We start from the raw sequence: 24,531 nt of genomic DNA, 5'->3' as shown, positions 1-24,531 counted from the left end.
TTTATCAGTGGCATTAAGGATGATTATGATTGAATAAGTGTCGGGTCACCCATCCTGCTCCACTAATAACAAACCATAACAGCCTGCTTGCTCGATTTCTGATTAATATGCAGCATCCTGTTTTTTCAAATCAGTTTAATCAGCCTCTTTAATACCTCAGAACATCGGTTTTTTCGCCATACCAATTCCCACTCCTGTTCCAGATTTAAATCATGTAACGTTGCAAATGTGACATTGGGTGGCGCCAGGAAACGAGTCCCTTCCGCCACAATGGTGCACCCCATTCCGGCTGATACTAAAGTTAACATCGACACTGCATCCACACCTTGCATAACCGAACGTGGTATAAAACCTGATTCATAAAAACAGTGAATTAGCCTGTCATGCCAGGCCGGTGCAGCCGTTCTCGGGATCCAGATAAAGTCCAAACCTTGTAAGTCCCTCAAATATTGAGGCTCTTTATTATCTGGCCATTTCCAGTCAGCTGGATAGGCTAATAACATTTTTTCTTTATAAACAGGAATACCCTCAAACAATGGATCATTTTGAGGCCTAAATAATAAAAAACCTGCATCCAGTTGCCCTTCTGCGATCCGCGACAGTTGTGTTTCTGATATAAGATGATGAAGGGTTATACCAACTTGCGGCACTTCTTTTTTGAATTCCTTTAACAGCGTTGTTATGCATGGCGCTGCATTTTGTATAACAGGAAGTGCAAGAGATATATTTCCAAATTCTCCTCGTGATGCCCGTATCGCTCGTTCCCTGGCATTAGCAGCATCATCCAGTAATTTTTCTGCATCCATTAAAAACTGAACACCCGCATCAGTAAGCTTCACGCCTCGTCCCGTTCTTTCCAGCAACAATACTCCCAAATCCTCTTCGAGCTTTTGAATCTGCCGGGTTAGCGCGGGTTGAGCGATGTGCAGTTCCAGTGCTGCCTGACTAATACTTCCGAGTTTAGCCACCGCTGTGAAGTATCGAAATTGACGCAAATCCATGGATATACCTCAATGGCATGGGTGAGATGTTTAAAAGGTATTTTACGGTATACCCCACAGTATTTATCATTCCTCTTGAGCAGGTTCAAGCCTGACAGGGCCAGACACGGCCATGTTAATAAAACAATCTGCTGACTGAACATTTTATGTGAGCCAGGTCTACAAAAATAGCAGAAAGGCTTTACCTGATAAAAATTACTTCCAGCCCTATTAACGTTGAGAATGAATATATGCACGATAAATATGAAAAAGCACTGAATGTGAAACGACTCACATTACTGAGACATGATTTACATATGTATCCTGAATTAAAATTTAAGGAATATCGTACTTCGGATAAAATTGCAGAGTTTCTTACTGCTTTAGGTATCCCCTTTATGAGAGGTCTGGCGACCACCGGTATTGTTGCCAGCGTATATGGTTTGAATCATAGTGCTGATAACCCAGGCCCTGCGCTTGGAATTAGAGCAGATATAGACGCTCTTCCTATGGAAGAGGTTAATGATTTCGATTATGTAAGTAAAAATAAAGGATGTATGCATGCTTGTGGGCATGACGGTCATACCGCAATGTTGCTTGGTGCGGTGGAGCTTTTGTCTGCTGATCGTAATTTTGATGGCACTGTTCATTTTATTTTCCAGCCAGGCGAAGAAGGCGGGGCTGGTGCTCGTGTTATGATGAATGAGGGGCTTTTTAAAAAGTTTCCTTGTCAGGCAGTTTTCGCACTACATAACTGGCCAAATCTCCCGCAGGGGCAGATGGGAACAAAAACCGGCCCAATAATGGCATCAGGAATAACCTTTGAAATCCTTATCCAAGGCAAAGGTGGGCACGCCGCACTTCCACATTCGACCATTGATCCTGTTCCGATAGCTTGCTCCATTGTGACACAGCTGCAAAGTTTAGTTTCGCGTCGCATCAACCCACTGGATGCGGCAGTGCTGACAATAGGTAAAATACAAGCAGGAAGCTCGCCTAATATTATCCCCACAGAAGCCAGAATTTCAGGAACATGCAGAACTCTGACAGACGAAGCTCAATCCTTAATTTTAAATGGTATACAACGTATAGCCTCTTATATAGCTGAAGCACATGATGCACACGCCGAGGTGATAATAAATCATCAAGGCTACCCGAACACCACAAATCATTCTAAAGAAGCGAAGTTTATGGCAAGTATTATGGCCGAAGTCGTTGGGGAGAGTAATGCCTTCTCTAATGTCACACCTGCCATGACCGCCGAAGATTTTGGGTTCATGCTACAAGAAGTACCAGGCGCGTATGGATGGATCGGAAATGGCAACGATGAGTTTTCACATGGAGATCTTCATAGTACCTCCTATGATTTTAATGATAAAAATATAGCGTTAGGTGCTTTTTTTTGGGAAAAGCTTGCTCGAGAATGGTTTATTACAGAAGCAAAAAGATAATTGACTGTTGTTACGTGTAATTAACATTGGAATGGTAATCTCCTTTTCAATCATTTGAATAGAAATCGTTTACCGCCCTACCGGATGTTAAGGAATACAATATGAAAAGTAATAACCTTCTTCAGGCAATGCAAAATACCACAATAACACCAAAACCGACCAGACAAAGATTTTATGTGCTCGCAATTTTATTTATCAGCCTATCCGTCATATACTTAGATCGGGTAAATATTTCTATTATCGCTGCAAACCCTCAATTTTTGAACGAAATGGATTTAATCGGCAAGCCAATTTATATTGGACTACTGATGAGTTTATTTTTAATCACTTATGGTATTTCAAATGTTATCCTGAGCCCTTTAGGTGACCTTATTGGCCCACGAAAGGCTATGATTATAGCTTATATTGTCATAAGCTTATCTCTTCTTTTAGGAGGCATATCAAGCATTTTTGGATTTTTATTAGCAACGCGTATGTTATTAGGCGTAGGTGAAGGGCTTTATTATCCTATGCAAAACACATTTATTAAAAACTGGTTTCCTGCGCGTGAAAGAGGAAGAGCAAATACCGCATGGATTTTAGGGCAGTCCCTATCCCCTGCTGTCGCTATGCCTGTTTTTACCTGGATAATAGCTGAATATTCATGGAGACATACCTTTTACTTCTCGTTCGTATTGAGCCTTATCCCTCTGGCATTTATATATTTTTTCACAACAAATACGCCACGTGAGAATAAATATATTAACAAATATGAACTTGAGATAATTGAAGAAAGCATAACAACTGGCGACCTAACCAGTAGTGAGAATGAAAAACCGTCAATCATTTCGCGATCTAAAATTTATCTTTGTAATGCAAACTTCTGGATGCTTTTGGTGATTTTTTCCTCAAATTCAATGTTATCATGGGGTATTGTCACCTGGCTGCCAACTTATCTTAATACCGAACGCGGTTTTTCATGGTCTAATGTCGGTTGGATGTCTTCATTGCCTTTTATATTTGGTTTGTTATTTAAGGTTATCTCCGGAATTGCGGTTGATCGAACCGGGAAGAAAGGCATGATTATGCTTATCTCTGCTCTGCTATGCGTTGCAGGCATTCTTGCTGGCGTAAATATTTCTAATAATTATATAGCAGCAATATTGATATCATTTGGCATAGGCGCATCATCTATGCAGCTTCCTTGTGTATTCACTCTGTTACAGGGAATGGTGCCTTCCGAAGCGATCTCTTCCGCTGCGGGAGCATTGAATGGAATGGCGGTTGGCTTTGGTGCCTTATCTCCAGTTTTGATTGGATTTATATTGAGTTTAACCCATAATTTTTACGCTGTTATGTATTTTTTAATTAGCATTGTAATGATCGGTGGACTTTTTTCACTCTTCTTTGCAACAAGACGCCTTTAATTTCTTCCTGTCAATCATCTAAACCCCTGCTACTAAAAATGGCGACACGCCAGTGTCGCCCTCCCCCCCGCGTTGATAAAATAAATTAGCATCTTAACTACTGAGTCTTTTCATCTTATGCTCCTCTGGATACTGTGAACTATTTACACATAGTGCTCTTTCCAGATTACACACCTTAATTCGATTACGTTCCCCCCTTAAAAATTCGAGATAAAAGGAGCTATTTTTTGAATTAAATTCATATTAGCTATGAGTTTTCTTCGGCTGAATAGCTTTCTACCTAAAAATGCTTTTAAATTCGAAGCGTTACTGACTGGAAAGATAATCTTTTTATAGCTGATACATTATCTAGCTTGTCGTCATTTTATTTACTCCAGACAATGATTCCGTAACAAGATACAACCTAAACGTTAACAATAATGACCAAATTAACGTAGTTAGATATTTATATGCAGTCCCAGATTTTAATCATTACCTCAGGAAAATATTTATACATAACTCAGGTGTTTTAATGAAAAATCAGGCAGAAATTGTTGTTATAGGAAGTGGTTTTGGCGGTGCCATAGCTGCAAAACGCCTCGCGGATGCCGGACGCGATGTACTAATGCTGGAAAGAGGGCCCTGGCGGGATACTGTCCCTAATAGATCGACAGGATTGGAAAATCTTGCGCCTTTACCTCAGGGAAAAAAAGTCTTCACGCACGGCTTACGATCCATCGGTTCGCATCGGTTAAAGAAATTTCTCCTGCTTAATAAAAAAGGCTTTATCGAAGTATTCAGCGGCAAGGGCATTAATATTATTTGCTCATCCAGCGTCGGCGGAGGGAGTCACATCTATGCAGCCATGCTGGCAAAACCCTCCGATCCTGATTACTGGGCTAATCGTCATCCGCTCTTATCAAAAACAGCAATGGATAATTATTATGCTGAAATCCTCGATCTTCTGAATGCAAGAGCTGCTAACAAGGATGATCGGGTGCCGAATGATATCTGTCAGACAAGTTATGAGGGCACATTATCTACACAGGGACTGGCTAACCCTTTTATTGGGATCTTGCTCCCTGCTAACCCCGGCACGGTTGAAAAAGTTGTTGATACGAATGGCGTGACACGTTGGGAGTGTGAATATAAGAATAATAGCATCCTGGGTTCCCCCAGCGGCGCTAAAACCACGCTCGACTTTTCGGTTGTCTGGCCGGCCATACGCAGTGGTCTGGTTGTTCGTGATATGTGCGAAGTGAAGGTCATTCACAGGCTGCAAACAAGTGAAGCTGACGCCATGCGCTATGAAATTCACTATCGTAATCATCATAAAGCCACGAATGAATGCGTACGAGCCCGGCATGTAATTTTAGCCGCAGGCTGCCTGAACACTGTTCGCTTATTAATGCATAGCCGTAACACCAGTGCAGGCTTGCAGGGTATGCCGCGCCTGGGTAAAGGATTTGGTACTAATGGCGGCTATTTTGGTTTCTGGAGAGAGAATAGCACTCTCGACCTCTCGACCGGTCTTCCTCTGAGCGGCCCCTTTCGGGTGGCAAATTCCACCAGCCGATCCGTCCAGGTATTACGTGCCGCCATTCAGGGGCTGGATGACATTCCCTGTCCCGCCTTCCTTAAAAGATGGTTGCGCAAAAATACCTTTATCGTTGCGCTAGGCAAAGACAATAACAACGGGGTGATGACATTAAATCGTGGCAAATTCAGCGTGCTCTATAACAAAAAGGACAGCCACGTCTATCAGGAGATAGATAACGAAGTCAGTGAGATCAGAATCAGGACCGGCACCAAAATCTACTCCCCTTCTGAGCCTGTCACCGTTCAGCCACTTGGAGGTGCTTCCCTTGGTAATTCTAACCAGGACGGCGTAATAGGTGCCAATGGAGAGGTATTTGACAACCCGGGCCTCTACATTGCCGATGCGGCCGCGCTACCAGAATCCCCTGGCAGGCCACCCAGCCTGACTATTGCCGCCTGGGCTGCCAACGTTGCCGACAGACTGCTCGACACACTTAAAAAAGAGTCATTGCAATAGCACAATCCTGCTTCGCAAGCTCGTTAATACCGCTAAGCGGACCTTTTTCCGAACGGAGCTGTTTAGCCAGACGCTCCGCCCTTATCCCCTTCCCTCTCTGGTTTGCGCTTACTTGCGCCTGACAGGAACATTTACAAGGTTAATCAATGACAAAACAAGTTGAAGTACTGATTATTGGCAGTGGTTTTGGTGGCGCGATTGCTGCGCAACGTCTGGCCGCTGCGGGCCGAGACGTCTTAATGCTGGAGCGCGGACCCTGGCGCGATACGGTACCTAACCGTTCACTTGGTATTAAAAACCTCGTTCCTCTCCCCCAGGGGAATAAAGCCTTTACGCATGGTCTGAGAACAGTAGGCTCACATCTGTTTAAAAAAACATTCACGCTTAATAAAAAAGGCTTTATCGAGGCTTATGCGGGTAAAGGTATCAACATTATCTGCTCATCAAGCGTGGGCGGCGGTAGCCATGTTTATGCAGGTTTTCTGGAAAGGCCATTGGCCGCAGATTACTGGGATAACCATCACCCAGAGATAAACCAGATGAAAATGGAACGCTACTATGAAGAAATAACCAGGGCCTTTAATGCCCGCCCGCTGACCGCTGCCGATAAGGTACCCAACCGTATTGAAGAGGCGAATTATAATGGTTTACTCACTCCTCTCGGCGACCCTGCGATCGGCATGTTGATACCTCAAACACCAGGCTACCCCGTCAAAATAACGGATCGCGATGGCATTGAGCGCTGGGAGTGTGACATGAAAAACAACAGCTTCCTGGGTTCGCCTTCAGGAGCCAAAACCACCCTCGACTTTACTTTTATCTGGCCTGCGATGAAACAGGGCCTGGCAGTGCAGGAGATGTGTGAAGCCCTGTCGATCCATAAGCTTGACTCTCAGGATGACTGCAACATGCGCTACGAGGTGCAGTATCACAATCATCTGAGCGGTAAAGTTGAAAACGTGCAGGCAAAACATCTGATTATGGCTGCCGGAGCCCTTAATACCTTGCGACTATTACTGCGCAGTCGTGACAGTGAAGGTGGCCTTTCGGGCATGCCCCGGCTCGGCCATAAATTCAGCGGTAATGGCGACTTCTTTGGCGTCTGGAAAGAGAACAGCGCTACTGACCTGTCCAAAGGTATGCCTATCGCTTCACCTTTCCGCCTGAAGGACTCCACTAACGAACGCGTTATTGTCCTTCGTGCTGGCATTCAGGGCCTGGACAATATACCTCTGCCATCATTTCTGAAACGGTGGTTACGTAAGCAGTCAGTTATCATTGCTTTCGGCGGCGACGACAGCAACGGTTCCGTTGCCATGAAGCGCGGTAAGTTTAAAATTTGCTATAGCAAAAAAGAAAACAGCATTTATGCAGACATTGCTAATGAGTTAAAAAACATCAAGGCCCGCACTAACACAAAAATCTATGCACCGCGAAACCCGGTCACCGTCCATCCAATGGGGGGAGCCTGCCTGGGGATGTCAAACGCGGATGGTGTAGTAGGTGCCAATGGGGAAGTATTCGATCATCCCGGATTGTACGTCGCAGACTCATCCGCCCTTCCCGCCTCTCCGGGTGGCGCCCCCAGCCTGACCATTGCCGCCTGGTCGGCCAACGTCGCAGACCGGCTGATAAAAAAACTGGAAGAAAGTGACGTCACTGCTGTAAAGGTTCACCAGACGATGGGTTAACAAGAATCAGGCCCGCCTTTAGCGGGCATCTTGAGGGTTACTACCTACGCAGGAATATCAGGCATGTCAGACTACCGCTATGGGTTCGCTCTCTGCACATGATGAATAGCAATACTCTAAGAACGATCCCCGATGAGTATGTCCGCTATTTGATTAACGACCCTTTTTCACACTTACCCTCACCGATCTTCTCCCCAACCTGCACTACCTCCCCTGGATTTAATGTTTCCTCCCAGTTAATCTTCCCTGCGCTAAACAGGACGATCACAGTAGATCCCAACTCAAAATGCCCAAGTTCTTCGCCTCTTTCGAGTCGGAGCATCTTATTCGTCAGTCCTTTATAGCTCACTGATTTCACGCCCCGCCCCGCTGGATTTATTCGACCTGCCCATGAGGTCACAATCGACCCCACAATCATGGCTCCAACCAGAACGACTATCATAGGTCCATGCTCAGTATCAAAAAGACAAACAACGCGTTCGTTACGCGCAAAAAGATTGGGTACCTGCCTGACCGAAGTATCGTTAACGGAAAAGAGTTTGCCAGGAATAAAGATCATCTCGCGTAAAATGCCCGTCACTGGCATATGCACGCGGTGGTAATCCCCAGGTGAGAGGTAAACGGTGGCAAACGCCCCTGCTAAAAATGGCAACGCACGATTTTCATCACCACCAAGTAGTGCTGTCAGGCTATAGTCATGCCCTTTCGCCTGAAAGAGGCGGCCCTGTTTGATTATTCCGATCTGGCTAACAGTGCCATCTGCAGGGCTCAATATGGCACATTCTTCATTCACAATTGGCCTAGCATCAGCTTTTAACGTGCGGGTAAAAAAGGCATTGAAACTCTCATACTCTTCAATATCTTCGACGAGCGCATCACTCATATCCACATTGTAACGATGCACAAACCAGGCGATGATAATTTTTTTAAACCAGGAAATCCGACAATCTGCAAGACTGCCCATTAACCGCGACAGAAGATGTTGTGGTACCAGATATTGAACCAAACCGAAAATATGGTCTTTGAGAGACATAAACAAAACTCCGCGACAGATAAACGTCGATACATTTCTTATTAGATTTAAGTAACAGACTATTCTCCTGATCTAACGAAATCTCGACAAGGAAGATAAAATTTGTAGTCCAGACAGATATTCTTTCAACCGCGTTAACGTAAAGCATACTCTATAGTGCGATAAAGAAATAATCACCAGCATGTTTGTTACCCAACTACATTCTGGGGCTAATGACCTCCCCTACAAAAATTACATCTTTCACCAGAAGAAAAAACAGAAATGAATATAATTTATTAACGAAAAAACAAAGGAATCAGAACAGGATGCTATGTGAAGCATAGGAACAACATACTGAATATTATATCTAAATCATAAAACACTGCGCCCCAAAACAGTAGTGACAATAACTAAACAAATTTAAACCGATCGCACATTCTTGATAAATCAGGACCTGACTACATCATTACTTGTTATCATCACCTTTCACTCAACATTAATCTGATCAACCGATTTAAATAACTTACCACTTCTGAGGAAGAATTGTGTTTAAAACGACACATTCCCGTATTCCAGCGATCTGCCTGTCCATAAATTCAGTCTAACTGGAGAACCCATGTTGGCGATTGATTGTGAGTTATCGAAGTTAATCCCTGTAAAACAGGTTATTTAGCGTAGTCCTTCTGTTCCCAGCATTGCAACACGTCCCGATATCCTCCCCATAGCCTTTACGTCTGGATAAAGAAGGATGGTACGGATGCTTCTCCTAAACAAGAACCGTAAGATGCTCAGGCCGGGGGCCGTCGACGCCATAAAGAGCCAAAACGCTAACGGTTAAATAAAAAGATCTACGATAAGCTGGAAAAAGCCCACAGCGATATCTTTATAACATCGAAATATTTTATAGCAGTAAGCGTCGGCATGGTTCAAGTCATCAGATGCCACGGACGGAATATGAAAGTGAATATTATCAACAGAGCAGAAGTGTGAGGATTATCCTCAGCAAAACATATCGTTGTAAGCTTACATAAAAATTTATTCCTCGTGGCGTTCCTGCACAAGGTAAACCTAAAATGATTCCTGCAGGAGCACCATATAATCCTGTCGCTTAATCAGGGGCGTCCTTCACCCCTCTTCATTGTCACTATTTTTTTAAGAAAACACCATTTCTATACGTTGTCAGCCAGATTCGGTTATGTCGCCATGCACTCATAAAAAAGCCCCATAAGGGGCCTTTTTTATGTATTCGCCTCTACGGCAACCGGTCTGATTTTCCGATTAATTATCCATCGGCCAAGCTTCATACCAGGCATTTCAATAAGATGATATGTAAAGTTTGAAATCAGGGTCGTCAGAGATGCGGTGATAACTGCAGCAATCAGGAACTTAACAACCTGGGAAACCTCAAATACATTTATCCATTTATATAATCCTACTGCCTCAAGCAAATACAGCACAATTCCATGCATCAGATAAATACTGTAGCTGGCCTTGCCAAGGAAACGGGTAAAGGTCGTATTAAGAAACGAAGGCATTCCTACGATAGAAGCGGAAATCATTCCTATCCATACAAGGGAATAACAGGCATATAAATTTAACGGATATCCGGACAGGCTGAAGTAGTAAATAAGGAAGGCAAAAAGAGCCAGCAGCATCAGGCCAGATACGGTAGTGGCTTTACTTCCCAGCATTGCTTTCAGTTTGTGTAGCTCAGGAAGCCAGAGATAAACGGCAATACCGGAGATGAAGAACACCATGTGGTTAAGGATGTTCATGTACACTTCACTCTCAGTCGCGCCGGGAGCCTGCGCAATACTGGACGAAACAAAGATAGAGAGAGCCCAGAGTATGGCAATCAGCTTCTTGTGGTTGCACATAACAAAGATGACCGGGTAAAGCAGGTAAAATATCCACTCAATACTGAGAGACCACCCCGCCCACACGATACCCTCCTGCATCTTAGGTACAAGATTAAAAAGGAATGTTCCTGACATCAGCAGTTCAAATGCGGATGGAAGATGATGAAAGACGTACCAGATGATTATCCCTTCAATCAGCATAGCAATGTAAAACAGCGGCGCCAGACGGAAAAAGCGTTTAATAAAGAATGCCTTAAAGTCAGCCTTATTTATAAATTCATCATTGTATGTATATGCAATTGAGAAAGCGCTGATGGCGAAAAATAATGTTACGCTTGCGGTAAACTTGCTTCCTATGTGGCTGATTACTGGGCCGTAATCTATTCCTGATTGCGCAATAAGATGAACGATAATAACGGATATCGCAGCAAAGCCGCGCAAAATATCCGGCCCATCTATACGGGCCTTCTTCGTAGCATGCATGTTTTTCGCCGAAAAGAGGAAAGTTATCGTAATAATATAGGCGATTCTCAATTTACAGAAGTGATAAAAACACCCTATTAACAAGCCATTATTAATTTAACCTGTCACGGACTGTTAACGAAGCAAAAGCCACCCTACCTGGCTGGTGCATCTCTCGCTGCATCTACACGGTCCTTGCCTGGTCGAAGACGGCAACAGATGACCTGCTCGCGCAGATCTTCAGACCGCGTCATCATCCGCGACGTAAGGTCACCTCTGCCAAAGAGATACGGCCTCACGTTGCTCATGCACTGCGTCAGAGCCAACGTTAAGCCCCCAGGTGTGGGGGCCTTATGCTGTTACACTTTCTCGACACGTGCAGGCAACCCTGACGAACAGAGGACCCTGTTACCCGGTCTGGCCAGTGCTGACGTGCGCCCCTCTCCTTATGGCCCGCGTTGTTCGCGTTGTTGTTAATCAGCCATTGAAAACTAAAAAAAGGAGAGCAATAGCGAAACGGCACCACCCCTGATGCATTGTTTCGCTACGCTCTCCCACCATTATTTTTTAATGTATGCAACCGCTTCGATTTCTACCAGTGCATCTTTTGGCAATTTTCCTGCCTGAATACAAGAGCGCGCCGGTGCGCCAACATCACCAAAGAACTCGGTATAGACTTCGTTAAATGCGGCAAAATCTTCCATTCTTGCCAGGAAGCAGGTGGTTTTAATAACCGTATCCAGTGATGCGCCTGCCTGTTCCAGCACCGCTTTCACATTGAGCAGCGACTGCCGAGTTTGTGCTTTCACTTCATCGGCGGGAAACGCCATCGTTTCCGGGTTCAACGGCAACTGCCCGGAAGTGAATACCAGATCGCCAAACGAAATGGCTTGCGAGTAGGGCCCGATCGCAGCGGGCGCAGATTCTGTATTAATAATCGATTTCATTGTTTCTCCTGATAATTAAAAAGGCCCGTTGGGGTGGAAAATAAACAGGCAAAACATCCCGCTTACGGCGGCGGGTAAAGGTGAAAAAATCTGTCAGCCTCTTTGCGCCAGGCAGGCTGGCGCAGACAGCAGGGACAGGATTAGCCTTGCAGATGACGCATAGCCTGATCGAGGTCTTTAACCAGATCGATAGGATCTTCCAGGCCAATCTGCAAACGGAATGCCTCACCTTCATAGGGCCAGTGGTATTCAGGGCGGTCTTTGCGTGGATTGAAAGGTATCGCCAGGCTTTCAAACCCGCCCCATGAGAAACCAATACCAAAGTATTCGAGGCTATCAATAAATTTCTCAACAGACGCTTTTGAGTACTGCGGCTTCAGCACAACGCTGAACAGCCCGCTTGAGCCGGTGAAATCGCGTTTCCAGATCTCATGACCCGGGCAGGAAGGCAGTGCCGGGTGCAACACCTGTTCAACTTCAGGACGCTCTTCAAACCACCGGGCAATTTTCAGTGCCGAAGCCTGGTGGCGCTCAAGACGCAGTGACATGGTACGCAGGCCACGCTGCGCAAGGTAGACATCATCCGGGGCGGCATGCAGGCCAAACAGATAGACGAAGCGGCGAATGGCAAGCCAGGTCTCTTTATTTGCGGTAATCAGCCCCATCTGGGCATCTGAGTGACCAACAATGTATTTCGTGGCGGCATGGACGGAGACGTCAACACCATGATCAAAGGGTTTAAAGAACAGAGGTGTAGCCCAGGTGTTATCAATAATCACTTTGGCATTACGCTCATGGGCGATGCTGGTGATGGCCGGGATATCCTGAATATCAAAGGTCTGTGAACCTGGAGATTCCGTAAAGACCACCGTCGTGTTTTCTTTAAAGAGATCGGCGATACCGTTGCCAATTGTTGGATCAAAGAAGGTGGCTGAAACACCCATTTTTGCCAGCACATTATTAACGAAACCGCGTGTAGGCCCGTAAACGCTGCTACTGACAAGAATGTGATCCCCGGCTTTCACCAGTGCCAGTAACGCACTGGTACAGGCCGCGAGGCCGGTCGGGACTAACAGCGCACGATAACCGCCTTCCAGTTCTGCCAGCGCCTTCTGTACAGCGAAGGTCGTCGGTGTTCCGAAACGGCCGTAATACATGACTTCATCTTCCGCGTCTTCAAACAGCGCCTGATGACGTTCACTAAGCTCTTTGCAGTTTTTAAAGATAACGGTTGATGCATGGTAGACCGGTGGGTTAACTACGCCCCCGAAGACATCCGGATCAAACGGGCCGTGGCAAAGATAGGTTTCTGCTGACACCTGGTTATCAAAATTGTGATTCGACATTTTTCCCTTCCTTTACTTACTACACTTACTGACTCAATTTATCTGCCCTTTTCGCTACGAATGAAAAGGGCAACGCATTCAGAGAACGTTTCAGCCTAAACACTACGTCTTTAAGATGCTCGCCCGATACGGTTACGTATGACATCCTCAGGGTTGAGCTTTCAGCTGATGACAGTAAAAAACGTTCCTGGAACATAAACGACGCCCTGGCTTAATAGGTTGCTTAACCATTGGGCTGTATTCATTTCATCTTTGAACTTTGCCTAAAGAAACATTCCGCCTCAAACAGTACAGGATTGGGAATACCGCCTCCTGATGAAATGACGCCTTCCCTTTTACTCTGCCTGAGTCACTCCATGAGGACTGGCGACGGCAAGTTTTGTACTCCTTTGGCAATTTTCAAACTTAACAACTTTTACCCTTTTCTGACTTTACCCTGGTACTGGCATTATGCCTTCGACTTTCAATAATCAATATTTACCTATAACTAAATTCAACTCTGCGGGTCTTCATCGCATTATTTCATGATGACCCGCAGCACGACCAAAAATACAGAAATCAATCAAAAAAGTGTTACCTGAAGTACCCTTCTGCCACTCACTTCACTGCACCTCATACCACTACGAGAACAGCATGACAAAGGGTCCGATACACATCAGCATGCCAATCAAAATAACGTAGTAGACTGACGCCCCACGTAAATCGACGAATTTGTCATTCCTCAGAATAATAACGCCGGGCACGATACAACTGATAAGACCATAGGTTACGCCACCAAACACAAACACTTTCAGAATCGGGAAGTTAGTTAATACAATCAACCACAACACCAGAACAACCATGAAGAAGGCAGTAATGCTGTTGAATTTCTCGCTGTTATCTTTTTGTTTGAAAAGTTTCTTAGCCGCAACCTTGATTAACCCAACGAAGGATTCGTGCACTGCCAGATAGAGCGCAAGGAATGCCGTCACGATGGAAAAAACGTTGAGGATCACGCTCATGTATTTTACGGTGGCACCCGGTATCACTTTTGCCGCCAGCGCAAGGGCAGAAATGTTGTCCTGATAAGCGCGTAAAGCGTCTGCTTCGCTGATAGACAACACGATAGACACCACGAACAGTAACACCGTTGCTACCAGAATTCCGTAGGCCACTTTGTGTACACGCAATACTTTGTATTTCGCCACCTCTTTATCTTCTTCACGCCTTTTGTAAGCGATGTTCATCGGGTTCAGGATCCCGACGAACATAATGGAGAAGATGGCAAAAGGCAGAGTCGGGAAAGTGCCAACAACCAGGTGGCTGACGCTTGGGAAATCACCAATGTTATTAAGGTCCCAGAAAGGCACAACCACAAAACCAATAGCGACAATGATCACCAGTTTCACCGCAATCATACTGCCTGAAACTTTGAACAGCATCTTTTCGCCTTTGGAGGCCACCAGTGAAAGACCGGCGATTAATAATAATGACCACCACCAGTGTTCGGATAATGTCTGAGTCGTCAGACCGAATGTTTTAAGGTAAGAAGCACTGTCATTAGTAATGGCCAGTGCATATTCGACCATTGATTTCAGCATGGTGATGGAATAAAGCGCCCCGAGGAATACTCCCCAGCGACTACCCACATAGCTGGTAATAATACTCAGGTAAGAATCATGTTCATCGCTACGCGCCATCGTTTCGATGAACAACTTTTGCATATAATAAACTGCCGGGTAGCCCAGAATAACTGCCAGAGCAAATACCCACACACCTTTCAGACCAACCTGTAATGGAAAAAAGACAATTCCGGAGCCGATAGCAGCACCGATACACAGTACCACCCACCCCAGATCATACATGGTGAAGGGTATATTCTTTTTATTAATCATTTCGTTATTAATTCCTACGCTCATAGGAGTCCCCACTCAACTATAAATAATCAACCGGCTGAACATTACAACGCAATATGCTCTTACACTTTGTCAAACTTGCATGGGAAAGTTTCACTAATTTTTTTGCCGATATTTCCACTCTAATAACCATGTGGTTATTAATGACTGAGTAGAGAAAGCTTTACACACCAAAAAAACGATAGCGAATGAATATTAGAGAAAACAGTTTCCACTTTTATTCACAGCCAATTATCTAAAAAACTTATGATCAACCACGCAATTATTTATTTTTTGTTATCGCTAAATGTGATCCAAACAATAGATTTTTATAATAATGTTTATTGACCCATAGATTTAAAAACGTGATCTGAATCGTGTTTGATTATTTTCTGTTATACCAGTGCGTCGATATCTTTTTCCCAGGCACTCCACGGCTGCTTTTCTTCAACCAGGAAATCGATAAAAGAACGGACTTTGGGGTTACGAAACTTGCTGGGGAAGTAGAGTGCATAGAGGCTGTGCGTAGGATACGCATACTTCCCGTCCAGCTTCAGCGGCAGCAGTTCGCCACTGGTGATATGCTTACTGATCAGATAAGAGGGCAGCCAGGCAATGCCCTGCCCGGAAAGCGCAGCCTTGAGCAGTACGAGGCTACTGTTAGCCTGCACCGGCGTCTTCGCCTTAAGGTCACAGTGCGGATGCGACGATGACACATCCGTAAAGCGTAAAGGCGGGGTCAGACCTGGGTACACCAGACACTGATGGCTTATCAGCTCAACGCGTTTCGTCGGCGTCCCCATGCGCTGCAGATAGTTCGGGGAGGCACAATACATCCAGCTAATTTTGGAAAGTTTACGAGCCGCATAATTCTGCGGTGGTGTTGCGGTGATCCTGAGCGCTATGTCTACATTATTTTCGTTCAGGTTAATAAGATGATCGTTGAGGTCAAGAATGAGTTCTACATCATGATTCTTTTGCCGGTACGCTTCAAAAATATCGATCAAATGCGCGTAACCAAATGCGACGGAACAGGTAATTTTTAATGCACCATGCGGGTGATTAAAATAACCGCAGGTCGTGTTAACAATATCATCAAACTCGTTTAATAATTCGCTGGCACGTGACACAAAATATTCACCCGCTTCGGTCAGCTGAAAGGTACGCGTGGTTCTTTGAATAAGCGGAACCCCCAGGTTTTCTTCCATCACCGCAAGCCCTTTGCTGATGGCGGAAGGTGAAAGATTAAGCAGTCGGGCTGCTTCAGAAAGTCCTTTCCCTTCGCTTATCTTAACCAGCATTTCTATCTGTTTGATTGTCAGTGGTATTGGCATATCGTCCACTCTTAATGAAGGTACACAAGCTGAGTGATTAAGAGTGAGTATCACTCTTTAGATAGCAGCAGTATGTGTTGAAAAAAATTCACAACCAAAGCAGATTTACTTTACCAGCCAGAAAGTTTTTCTTTCATAAAAAGCCTGTACCGCCCCTGCACAGGCTTGATGCCAGTCATCACATCAATTTGCGTTTTTCACTTATGGAGGGTGTTAGCATTTTAAATGCAAAACCTGAAAAGCGAGGCGTATGTCTCTCCCCCACATGCCTTTGGGACACCCAGGTAGCGCACAAGGCCAGGGATAATGGCGGGGAAAATAAGATGGAACGACACCGTAAAAGCGAATTAAATTCGTGCGAGATGAAATGTATCTAAGCCAAACCTTATCTCCCCTTGTTACTGTCAAAATCATCAGGAATGCTATTCCTGATGATTTCGCCCATAGCAATCCCTGCGGATTATCGGCAGGGATATCCGGAAAAGATAACCAGCGCGTTGGTAGTCGTTAGATATCCAGCGCAACCAGAAAACGTGAAACCATGTTATAAGCAGCAACTGTCGCCACGGCTTCAACCGTTTGGGTATCACCGATCCATGATTTTAGTAATGCGATCAGTTCAGCATCCACAGTAACGTTCTTTGTCGACTGATCGGTAAGGGAGATCAGTGCCAGCTCAATTTGGTTAAATAAGGCTTCATCGATAATAGCGTGTTTTAGGGCCCGGGCTTTTGCTTCGTTGCCACCCGCTTGCAGATATGCAGGGTAGTGTACTCCCCATTCGAATTCCGCCGCGTTCAGTACCGCAACGCGTAACATGATAAGTTCACGGTATTCAAGCTCCAGGCTTAAATCCGCGCGCACCCGACGCAGAAGTTCATTCCAGCCTGTAGCCAGCGGGACGCTTTTAAGCAACACCCGATCAATACCAATTAATTCCCGATTCGGTCGACGCGCTTGCATCGCTTCCAGTAATGGCGCAGGAACAGCCTCGTTATCCTGCCAGGGGGTAACCCGTACATTGCTCATTGTGGCCTCATGCAGATGAATTTTTATATTTCTTAATGAGAAGCGTGCATTATTACTGACTCAGAATATGCGAAAGCAGCGTATCAAAATCGCTTTTAGGTCTGACACCTGCAAACTCCATAATGACCTCACCCCCGACAAAAAACGTAAAGAAGGGAATAGAACGAATGCCGTGGCGGGCCGCTAATTCGGGTTGCTCATCAACATTCACTTTAAAGACTTTTAATTTCCCTTCATGTTCCTGGGCAATGTCGTCAATAACAGGGGAAACAGCACGACATGGATTACACCAGGGTGCCCAGAAATCAATTAAGACCGGGAGCGTAGCGTTCAGCACTTCGTCAGAAAACTCATCAGCAGACAGCGACTTAATGGTCATGACTCTTTTCCTTTTCCTTATGTGGCATATTTTACTGATTCATGGTGAGAACCATGCGGAATTTAGCCCGGCCTGAGCGCATTTTTTCCCAGGCCTGCTGTGCGTTTTCCAGCGGCAGGGTTTCAATCATGGCGCGTACATCAGCCAGCAGGCTGAAATCCAGGGCTTTTTCTAATTCAACCGGTGTTCCGGTAATGGCTCCCTGTACCGAAATTTCTCTTCCGACCATCAAGCCTGGCATCAGTGAGAGGTTCTCTTTCCCGACCCCCACCACCATCAATTTGCCCTGAGGGGCAAGTGCAGGTACCAGCGCGGATACGGCCGGGCTGTCGGTAATGGTTGATAAAATCACCTGGGCGCCCCCTAACCCTTTAATGACCTCTACCGCATCCTGTTGAATAATGTCGATATAGACGTGTGCCCCAAGAAGGTCGACCTCCTGAGCAATGTCATCCCCTCGACCCACCGCCACCACGCGAAATCCCATTTTTCGCGCATATTGCAATGCAAGATGGCCAAGCCCACCCACGCCCTGAATGACCACGGTATCACCTGCCTGCGCCCGGGATTTTTTTAACGCATTGAAGGTAGCAATACCGGCGCAGAGCAAGGGCGCGGCATCGACGGAAGAGAGGTCTTCCGGAATAGCCACCAGCCCGGTGGCCCGCGCGAGCATGTACTCCGCATAGCCACCATCGCGCGAGCTGCCGGTCACAGGTTGATTCTGGCATAGGTTAAAGTGACCGAGGCGGCACTGATCACAGGCATTGCAGTGTCCGCCCAGGCGACCGACGCCGACGCGCTGACCGACTTTCAGATAAGCCGGAACCTGTTCCGACAGTTGAGCGATAGTGCCCACCACCTCGTGACCGGGGACACGCGGGTATTCCACCCCTTTCTCAACCCCTTCAATGGCCCCCGTGTCGGCACCACAAATGCCGCACGCTTCCACTTTTATCAACACCTCGCCCGGGCCGGGAACCGGTAATGCGCGTTCGACCATCTCCAGTTGACCGGGGGTAGTAACCTGCATGGCCTTATAGGTCTTTTTCACTGTTTCTCTCCGTGTCATTCCAATCCTGAAAGGTGGGGTTATCTGATCTCATTTTTGCCATCACCCGGTTAACACCTTCTCGCGCTGCTTCAATAGCACCCGCGAGATAACCTGGAAATGTTGGGGACCATTCACTGGCAATTCCGGTCAGAACGTGCGCCCACGCTTTCTCTACCGCAAAGGCTGGCGGAACATGGTGCCCTGCCTGTAACGTTAAATCGTGCGGCGTCGCCGTGAAGGGATCGGCAGACCAGTCTTTAAGAAACTCCTCAACAGGAGATGCCGCTTTTTCACCAAACAGTCTGACCAGCTGCGCGCGGCACAGGGAAAGCACGGTCTCTTCCCCAAGCGTCTGGCGGGATTGCGCAGGAATGCCGAGAAAACCAAACAGGGCGCTGACGCCGCCAGGCACGGATACGTCATGTAGCTCCACAAGCGGGCCAACCATACTGCGCCCTTCGCCGGACAGCCCATCAGCCAGCCAGAATGCTTCATTAAAATGCGCAACATATTTTGCATGTGGCGCCATCCACGTGCCGGTGTGCCGCCATTCATCCGTGAGTGCCTCAGGGAGTGAGGGGGTAAAATGAATGTTGGCTGCAAGTCCGGGTGGCAAGGCCAGCAGAAGCTGTTCAGCCTGTACAACGATACGATCGCCGTGCGTTGTGCTCCCCCGGAGCATTATCTTCTCATCCACACGTTCAGCATGGGTGATACGTACACCGGTAGTGATTTTTTCTCCTGGCAGGCGTTGCTTCAGCTTTTCAGTGACCTGATACATGCCGTCACGTACACGCATGGCAGCAGGAGAAGAGACATACCCCGGATAGCGAGACAGCGATCCCATTGCGCGTTCATACAACAGATCGCCCGACTCATTCTGCGGGATAAACGTTATGCCGAGATCCGCAAGCACGCCGGCGGCCTCAGGCTGAACGGCAGGCCATATCCAGGTTGCGCCCAAATCGAGCCCCGTCTCTCCCGCCTGCTGAATACGCCCCCCGACCCTATCCCTGCCTTCAAGCACCAAATAATCGATATTGGCTTGATCCAGCAGAGTGGCGGCATACAAGCCACTTAAGCCCGCGCCGACAATAGCCACCTGCGTTTTTATCATGGTGCGGTTTCCTGCATCGCTGAGAGATGCCCTTTTTTCAGGTACAACAAGGTATTGTCCGAGCCGGCGCAGAAAACCAGTGGTTGCGTGACGGGGATGCGAAGCCAGCTTCCTTTTTCGTAAAGGCCATTTCCCTCAAGAAGCGAGCCTTCCACAATGAACAGTTCTGCCCCGCCGACCCGCGCAGGTTCATGCAGCAGGGTCCCGGTCGTCAGGCGCAGCAGGAAAGTGCTCTCCTGTTCATTTTCAAACAGGGGACATCTCATCATTCCGTCATGCTCATACCAGTTCGCCGCATCACACGTGTCGATGCGAACGCGTGGGTACTGACCGGCCATCATCTGCCCCAGTTTGACGAAAAGCATCGTGCCTTTTTGACTATGCGGTTGATGAGAAGACCCCGGAGGGTTGCGTAGATACCATCCGGCCGGGTAGTCACACTCTCCTTCAGAAAACTGGCCGGATAACACCAGAATCTCTTCACCGCCTGGATGATGATGGAAGGGGAAAGCCGTTTCAGGACGATAGCGGACAATACTGGTAGCACGTGCAATTTCCCCACCCATACGATCCAGCATCACACGATCGACACCAGCCTGTGGCGAGTTCACCCATTTATAATCATCAGTGGCTATTGTGACCCGCCGGTTGAAATCGTGATTAATTAACATCCTGGAAATCCGAAAATTCTGTAAAAAGTGACTCTCCGCAAGGAGAGCCACCGTGCTCTGCTTATTTTGGTAATGCGTCAAACGCATCAAGTGCACGGCTTGAGTAAACCAGTGCCGCCCCGGTATTCAGGGTAATAGCCACAGCTAATGCTTCAGCAATCTCTTCACGCGTAGCGCCATGCTTTGCCGCAGCTTCTGCGTGAACAGACAGGCAACCATCGCAGCGCGTTGTAATAGCCACCGCCAGCGCAATCAGCTCGTGGGTTTTGGCATCCAGATGCCCGGACGCAGCAGTACTTTTCTCCATGGTGTCGATACCCTGCATAAAATCAGGCTGCAGGCCCGCAAATTTACCGACGGCAGAGCGTAATTCTTTACGCAGTTCAGTCCAGTCCAGATACATATAAGCCTCTTTAAGCGTTGGGGTTTTCAGGCAATCGCGTAGATACGCACATCGGGCGCACTGTTGAGATAGGGTTTCAGTGCTTCAACCACATCGTCCGTAAAAAGCTGAGAACTCAGGTATGCCTGCGCCTGTTGTTCAGTTTTAAAACCATGCAGAACCTGAACATCCTCTTTACGTACCAGCAGCGATTTTGAAACCGCACCTTCAATGTTATTAAGGAAAGGAGCTTTATATTTCTGGTACACCGCTGCTGCCGCAGCGCGGTTTTGCTCACTGATATCCAACGTAATTTGCAAATAAGCCATGATTAACTCCTGGATTCGATTAATTACCGGTCGGTTATAAATAGAGCCGATCGCATCCCATATGTTGCACGGTGACGGTATCTTCCAGCGCTCTTCGAAAGGAAAAACAGAAAGAAAATCTTTTTGTTAAAAAATGACCAATAACCAAGCTATTTTCGAAATTTGTTATGATCATCCTCACCGTTTCTGCATTATGTTGATGATGTTTACACTGAACAAATGAGATAATCTTGGCTCTCTAAAAAGTTTTTCTTTCAAATATGAAGATACCCATTTATCTCAACGCATTACGCGCCTTCGAAGCCAGCGCCCGCCACCAGAGCTTCTCCCTGGCCGCTGAAGAGCTGAACGTGACCCCTGCAGCCGTCGGGCAGCTTGTGCGCTCCCTGGAGGATGTGGTGGGTTACCCGTTATTTCATCGCAGCAATAACCGACGCGCTCCCCTGGTGCTGACCGAACCTGCGGTGCGTGCATTACCCGACATCCGCGCCGGGTTTCACAGCCTGAACCTGGGGATGACGTTAATGCGTGAGGGGGCGACAAACGGCATTCTCAATGTCACCATCAGTCCCGCCTTTGCGGCGAAATGGCTGCTACCGCGCATTGAAGATTTCCAGAGCCGCTGGCCGGATATTGATGTTCGTCTTGAAACCAGTCTTAAAATTCTCGATTTCACCGCCCAGGGTATGGATGTGGGGATCCGCTATGGGCTGGGTCAGTGGGAGGGGTTGCAGGCAGAACTCTTGATGTCGGAAGAGGTATTCCCGGTTTGCGCACCGTCGATGATATCTCTGAACCCGGCGCTAAATTGCCTGACTGGCGTACCGGAACAGACGCTGATCCACGATCTGTCGATGGAATATCACAAAGATTTTATTACCTGGGAGCAATGGCTTAAGCGTTTCAATGTCCAGGCCATAGCGCGTAAACCCGGTCTCAGGATCAATAGCTCAGCGGCAGTGCTACAGGCGGCCATTGACGGGCATGGCATTGCGCTGGCGCGCAGCATCATGGTTGAAGATGATCTTAAAAGCGGGCGCCTGGTAAGGCTCTGCCCGGAACTGTCTCTGCCCAGCCCGCTGGCCTATTACCTTGTCTATCGCCCCGGCTGCGACACTCTTCCAAAGATTGCTTATTTCCGCGAATGGGTTATCCAGCAAGCCACCGTCGTTAACCATACCCAGCAGACTAGCTCGGTTACCGGCAATGCAGGCGGGAAAAAACATGCTGAATCAGGCAAACCATCATGATGAAGCCTGCCTGCAGCAAAAGGCGTTTCCCCGCTGATTGACGCTAAGTCATAGTACGCGCTTCCAGCCAGACGTCTGAACCGTAGCGAAACAAACCGGACTTACACGCTTTCACGTTGTAAGGGCATGTGTGAACAGACCTGCAAAAAGTCCGGTTTGACCGGCGCTATCCCTGCGCTTTCGTCGCCCTGCCACTTTTAATAATACTGAGAAACGCGAGGCCGACCGGGACAAGCGATCCCCATAGCACCGCATTCCAGCCAAAGAGATTGAGCAGTGCCCCCGACGAAAATGATCCAATAATCATCACGCCAAATACCACAAAGTCATTGAGCGACTGCACCTGGGTCTTTTCTTCAGGGCGATGGTAATCGATGATTTTTGTCGACGCGCCAATGAAACCAAAGCTCCAGCCAATCCCCAGTAAAATCAGTGATAACCAGTAGTGAAAAATCTCTGTCCCGCTTAACCCTGCCATCACGGACCCGGCCGTCACCACGAGTCCGAGTGCGGCAATACGCATAGCGCCAAAACGGTTAATGAGCCTGCCGGTAAAGAAGCCGGGACCGTACATCGCAATCACATGCCATTGGATGCCAAGATTTGAAGCCTCCTGCGAGATGCCATGCATATGCATGGACAGCGGGGCCGCCGTCATCAGGAAATTCATGACCATGTAAGTCACTGCGCCACTGAACACGGTTCGCATAAAGCCCGGCTGGCGGATGATCTCTCCCAACGGGCGTCCGGCTTTTTTTTCAACCACAACCGACTCTACGGGAATTACGCCTTTGAGCACCCATGCCGAAATGGCTGCGACAAGAGATTGCGCGATGAAAGTTATCGCAAAGGTGTGAGGCGGCCAGAGATGCATCGTGCTTGTTACCAGCATGGGGCCAATAACCCCGGCTGCCACACCGCCCCCCATCACCAGCGACAGCGCACGCGCCCGACGCGCTGCGTTGACGCCATCCGTCGCCGCAAAACGGAAACTCAATGCGACAGCGGCATAGGCCCCGCCGAGAAAGGCTGCGATACAAAACAGGAGGAATGAACCCAGCACCACGGCAAGCGCAGCCGTCAGGCCCGTAATTACCCCCGTTCCGGTTCCGGTCATAAACGCTGTTTTGCGTCCGTACTTTTTCGCAAGCGCACCCAACGGGAGAATACACGCCGCCATGCCTGTTACAAACATGGTAACAGGTAGCGTCGCCAGTGAGCTATCCGGGGCAAGGGCGTTTCCCACAATTGCCCCGGTGGCATAGAAAACAACCGAATTCGCTCCGGCTAACGCCTGGGCTGAAGCCAGGCGAATGATATTATTATTCTGCTTTGCGACAGACAGCGTTGATTCGTCGGTCATGAGATTACTTTTCCTGATGTATTGTGAGTCGCGCTGAACAATCTGTATTCATTGGGGGGCAGCTCAGATCACGATTAAATTTCCTTCAATCGTCATATTCCGGGCCAGCAGCCAGCGGTTAGGGGAAAGATTTATCACTTGCCGATGAATCTGCTCATACTGTGTGATGCTGCCGTTCCCACTTACGTGAATGATGTACTGAACCCGGCCGGGCGCTTCTTCCGCAAGCGGCAAAGAAGCAGCCGGAATGCCTGTACTGAGTTCACCCCATGTCTGAATTTCCAGGGATGTCAGGACTATATTCTCCCGACTGGCCTCATGAACGAAGGCCGCGGTCATGCAGGCATTAAATGCCGCCAACAGCAGCTCCTGAGGACTCGGCGCCGCTCCTTTCCCCCCTAACGCTTCAGGCTCATCGGCATGGATGACCTGACCGTGTGAGGGCTGCAGGGTTTGTCCGACAATGCAGGAATGGCAGCGGGTCTGACTCGCCATGCCGCCACGCCACGTTGTTACGATGTCATACTTCGCAACGTCGCTTTCCATCTTTTCTCCTGTGC

General features: G+C 47.5%; 21 protein-coding genes. 5 read left to right on the top strand and 16 right to left on the bottom strand.

Annotated elements, in window-relative coordinates:
* Nucleotides 1-125 precede the first annotated feature (125 nt).
* Nucleotides 126-1,001: a LysR family transcriptional regulator gene (locus tag KXR87_RS02305; protein ID WP_437430655.1), complete on the bottom strand. Its 876-nt coding sequence runs from the start codon at nucleotides 999-1,001 to the stop codon at nucleotides 126-128.
* Between the two features lie 230 nt (nucleotides 1,002-1,231).
* On the opposite strand from KXR87_RS02305, the gene KXR87_RS02300 reads away from it, so the two are divergent.
* The 4 genes from KXR87_RS02300 to KXR87_RS02285 all read left to right on the top strand — a co-directional run bounded on the left by KXR87_RS02300 (nucleotide 1,232) and on the right by KXR87_RS02285 (nucleotide 7,563).
* Nucleotides 1,232-2,431: a M20 aminoacylase family protein gene (locus tag KXR87_RS02300; RefSeq protein ID WP_437430654.1), complete on the top strand. Its 1,200-nt coding sequence runs from the start codon at nucleotides 1,232-1,234 to the stop codon at nucleotides 2,429-2,431.
* 101 nt (nucleotides 2,432-2,532) lie between these two features.
* Nucleotides 2,533-3,837 carry an MFS transporter gene (locus tag KXR87_RS02295; RefSeq protein WP_437430653.1) on the top strand — a complete coding sequence of 435 codons (1,305 nt, stop codon included), beginning with the start codon at nucleotides 2,533-2,535 and terminating at the stop codon, nucleotides 3,835-3,837.
* Between the two features lie 511 nt (nucleotides 3,838-4,348).
* Nucleotides 4,349-5,872, top strand: a complete 1,524-nt coding sequence (locus KXR87_RS02290; RefSeq protein WP_437430652.1) for a GMC oxidoreductase — start codon at nucleotides 4,349-4,351, stop codon at nucleotides 5,870-5,872.
* Between the two features lie 146 nt (nucleotides 5,873-6,018).
* Nucleotides 6,019-7,563, top strand: coding sequence for a GMC oxidoreductase (locus tag KXR87_RS02285; protein ID WP_437430651.1), 1,545 nt, complete (start codon nucleotides 6,019-6,021; stop codon nucleotides 7,561-7,563).
* Nucleotides 7,564-7,708: 145 nt separating this feature from the next.
* Here KXR87_RS02285 and asd read toward each other — a convergent pair whose 3' ends face one another.
* The 13 genes from asd to KXR87_RS02220 all read right to left on the bottom strand — a co-directional run bounded on the left by asd (nucleotide 7,709) and on the right by KXR87_RS02220 (nucleotide 21,358).
* Complete coding sequence (gene asd / locus KXR87_RS02280; RefSeq protein ID WP_437430650.1) at nucleotides 7,709-8,596, bottom strand: archaetidylserine decarboxylase; 888 nt, start codon at nucleotides 8,594-8,596, stop codon at nucleotides 7,709-7,711.
* Nucleotides 8,597-9,813: 1,217 nt separating this feature from the next.
* Complete coding sequence (locus KXR87_RS02275) at nucleotides 9,814-10,917, bottom strand: acyltransferase family protein (protein WP_437430649.1); 1,104 nt, start codon at nucleotides 10,915-10,917, stop codon at nucleotides 9,814-9,816.
* Between the two features lie 539 nt (nucleotides 10,918-11,456).
* A complete protein-coding gene (locus tag KXR87_RS02270; protein WP_437430648.1) occupies nucleotides 11,457-11,843 on the bottom strand; it encodes a RidA family protein in 387 nt (128 codons plus the stop codon).
* A 140-nt stretch (nucleotides 11,844-11,983) separates the two neighbouring features.
* A complete protein-coding gene (gene metC / locus KXR87_RS02265) occupies nucleotides 11,984-13,189 on the bottom strand; it encodes a cystathionine beta-lyase (protein ID WP_437430647.1) in 1,206 nt (401 codons plus the stop codon).
* A gap of 620 nt (nucleotides 13,190-13,809) precedes the next feature.
* Nucleotides 13,810-15,087 carry an amino acid permease gene (locus KXR87_RS02260; protein WP_437430646.1) on the bottom strand — a complete coding sequence of 426 codons (1,278 nt, stop codon included), beginning with the start codon at nucleotides 15,085-15,087 and terminating at the stop codon, nucleotides 13,810-13,812.
* A 371-nt stretch (nucleotides 15,088-15,458) separates the two neighbouring features.
* On the bottom strand, nucleotides 15,459-16,397 hold the full coding sequence (locus KXR87_RS02255) for a LysR family transcriptional regulator (RefSeq protein ID WP_437430645.1): 939 nt from the start codon (nucleotides 16,395-16,397) through the stop codon (nucleotides 15,459-15,461).
* Between the two features lie 507 nt (nucleotides 16,398-16,904).
* Nucleotides 16,905-17,426, bottom strand: a complete 522-nt coding sequence (locus tag KXR87_RS02250) for a carboxymuconolactone decarboxylase family protein (RefSeq protein ID WP_437430644.1) — start codon at nucleotides 17,424-17,426, stop codon at nucleotides 16,905-16,907.
* Nucleotides 17,427-17,478: 52 nt separating this feature from the next.
* Nucleotides 17,479-17,805 (bottom strand): thioredoxin, encoded by a 327-nt coding sequence (trxA, locus tag KXR87_RS02245; protein ID WP_437430643.1) that lies wholly within the window; start codon nucleotides 17,803-17,805, stop codon nucleotides 17,479-17,481.
* A 31-nt stretch (nucleotides 17,806-17,836) separates the two neighbouring features.
* Nucleotides 17,837-18,859: an alcohol dehydrogenase gene (locus KXR87_RS02240; protein ID WP_437430642.1), complete on the bottom strand. Its 1,023-nt coding sequence runs from the start codon at nucleotides 18,857-18,859 to the stop codon at nucleotides 17,837-17,839.
* Nucleotides 18,843-19,976, bottom strand: a complete 1,134-nt coding sequence (locus KXR87_RS02235; RefSeq protein ID WP_437430641.1) for a flavin monoamine oxidase family protein — start codon at nucleotides 19,974-19,976, stop codon at nucleotides 18,843-18,845. The genes KXR87_RS02240 and KXR87_RS02235 overlap by 17 nt, the downstream gene beginning before the upstream one ends.
* Complete coding sequence (locus tag KXR87_RS02230) at nucleotides 19,973-20,647, bottom strand: cupin domain-containing protein (RefSeq protein ID WP_437430640.1); 675 nt, start codon at nucleotides 20,645-20,647, stop codon at nucleotides 19,973-19,975. The genes KXR87_RS02235 and KXR87_RS02230 overlap by 4 nt, the downstream gene beginning before the upstream one ends.
* 61 nt (nucleotides 20,648-20,708) lie before the next feature.
* Nucleotides 20,709-21,050 carry a carboxymuconolactone decarboxylase family protein gene (locus KXR87_RS02225; protein ID WP_437430639.1) on the bottom strand — a complete coding sequence of 114 codons (342 nt, stop codon included), beginning with the start codon at nucleotides 21,048-21,050 and terminating at the stop codon, nucleotides 20,709-20,711.
* Nucleotides 21,051-21,076: 26 nt separating this feature from the next.
* Nucleotides 21,077-21,358 carry a hypothetical protein gene (locus tag KXR87_RS02220; RefSeq protein ID WP_437430638.1) on the bottom strand — a complete coding sequence of 94 codons (282 nt, stop codon included), beginning with the start codon at nucleotides 21,356-21,358 and terminating at the stop codon, nucleotides 21,077-21,079.
* Between the two features lie 260 nt (nucleotides 21,359-21,618).
* Here KXR87_RS02220 and gcvA point away from each other — a divergent pair, with 260 nt between their 5' ends.
* Entirely contained in the window at nucleotides 21,619-22,608 is a 990-nt protein-coding gene (gcvA, locus tag KXR87_RS02215) for a transcriptional regulator GcvA (RefSeq protein WP_437430637.1), read from the top strand.
* 166 nt (nucleotides 22,609-22,774) lie between these two features.
* Here gcvA and KXR87_RS02210 read toward each other — a convergent pair whose 3' ends face one another.
* Together KXR87_RS02210 and KXR87_RS02205 are read right to left on the bottom strand one after the other, a co-directional pair.
* On the bottom strand, nucleotides 22,775-23,971 hold the full coding sequence (locus tag KXR87_RS02210; RefSeq protein ID WP_437430636.1) for an MFS transporter: 1,197 nt from the start codon (nucleotides 23,969-23,971) through the stop codon (nucleotides 22,775-22,777).
* 63 nt (nucleotides 23,972-24,034) lie between these two features.
* Nucleotides 24,035-24,517 carry an OsmC family protein gene (locus KXR87_RS02205; RefSeq protein WP_437430635.1) on the bottom strand — a complete coding sequence of 161 codons (483 nt, stop codon included), beginning with the start codon at nucleotides 24,515-24,517 and terminating at the stop codon, nucleotides 24,035-24,037.
* Nucleotides 24,518-24,531 lie beyond the last annotated feature (14 nt).

Origin of the sequence: Yokenella regensburgei (genome assembly GCF_051486985.1) — a bacterium.
In the GTDB taxonomy this organism is placed as follows: Bacteria; Pseudomonadota; Gammaproteobacteria; order Enterobacterales; family Enterobacteriaceae; genus CBFFRJ01.
Note: the sequence above shows the minus strand (reverse complement) of the source record. Positions and strands in the feature narration are given on the sequence as shown.

Bases quoted from the DNA above. Each gene is read 5' to 3' on its own strand.
- KXR87_RS02305 (WP_437430655.1), bottom strand. From the start codon at position 1,001: ATGGATTTGCGTCAATTTCGATACTTCACAGCGGTGGCTAAACTCGGA.
- KXR87_RS02300 (WP_437430654.1), top strand. From the start codon at position 1,232: ATGCACGATAAATATGAAAAAGCACTGAATGTGAAACGACTCACATTA.
- KXR87_RS02295 (WP_437430653.1), top strand. From the start codon at position 2,533: ATGAAAAGTAATAACCTTCTTCAGGCAATGCAAAATACCACAATAACA.
- KXR87_RS02290 (WP_437430652.1), top strand. From the start codon at position 4,349: ATGAAAAATCAGGCAGAAATTGTTGTTATAGGAAGTGGTTTTGGCGGT.
- KXR87_RS02285 (WP_437430651.1), top strand. From the start codon at position 6,019: ATGACAAAACAAGTTGAAGTACTGATTATTGGCAGTGGTTTTGGTGGC.
- asd (WP_437430650.1), bottom strand. From the start codon at position 8,596: ATGTCTCTCAAAGACCATATTTTCGGTTTGGTTCAATATCTGGTACCA.
- KXR87_RS02275 (WP_437430649.1), bottom strand. From the start codon at position 10,917: ATGCATGCTACGAAGAAGGCCCGTATAGATGGGCCGGATATTTTGCGC.
- KXR87_RS02270 (WP_437430648.1), bottom strand. From the start codon at position 11,843: ATGAAATCGATTATTAATACAGAATCTGCGCCCGCTGCGATCGGGCCC.
- metC (WP_437430647.1), bottom strand. From the start codon at position 13,189: ATGTCGAATCACAATTTTGATAACCAGGTGTCAGCAGAAACCTATCTT.
- KXR87_RS02260 (WP_437430646.1), bottom strand. From the start codon at position 15,087: ATGAGCGTAGGAATTAATAACGAAATGATTAATAAAAAGAATATACCC.
- KXR87_RS02255 (WP_437430645.1), bottom strand. From the start codon at position 16,397: ATGCCAATACCACTGACAATCAAACAGATAGAAATGCTGGTTAAGATA.
- KXR87_RS02250 (WP_437430644.1), bottom strand. From the start codon at position 17,426: ATGAGCAATGTACGGGTTACCCCCTGGCAGGATAACGAGGCTGTTCCT.
- trxA (WP_437430643.1), bottom strand. From the start codon at position 17,805: ATGACCATTAAGTCGCTGTCTGCTGATGAGTTTTCTGACGAAGTGCTG.
- KXR87_RS02235 (WP_437430641.1), bottom strand. From the start codon at position 19,976: ATGATAAAAACGCAGGTGGCTATTGTCGGCGCGGGCTTAAGTGGCTTG.
- KXR87_RS02230 (WP_437430640.1), bottom strand. From the start codon at position 20,647: ATGTTAATTAATCACGATTTCAACCGGCGGGTCACAATAGCCACTGAT.
- KXR87_RS02225 (WP_437430639.1), bottom strand. From the start codon at position 21,050: ATGTATCTGGACTGGACTGAACTGCGTAAAGAATTACGCTCTGCCGTC.
- KXR87_RS02220 (WP_437430638.1), bottom strand. From the start codon at position 21,358: ATGGCTTATTTGCAAATTACGTTGGATATCAGTGAGCAAAACCGCGCT.
- gcvA (WP_437430637.1), top strand. From the start codon at position 21,619: ATGAAGATACCCATTTATCTCAACGCATTACGCGCCTTCGAAGCCAGC.
- KXR87_RS02210 (WP_437430636.1), bottom strand. From the start codon at position 23,971: ATGACCGACGAATCAACGCTGTCTGTCGCAAAGCAGAATAATAATATC.
- KXR87_RS02205 (WP_437430635.1), bottom strand. From the start codon at position 24,517: ATGGAAAGCGACGTTGCGAAGTATGACATCGTAACAACGTGGCGTGGC.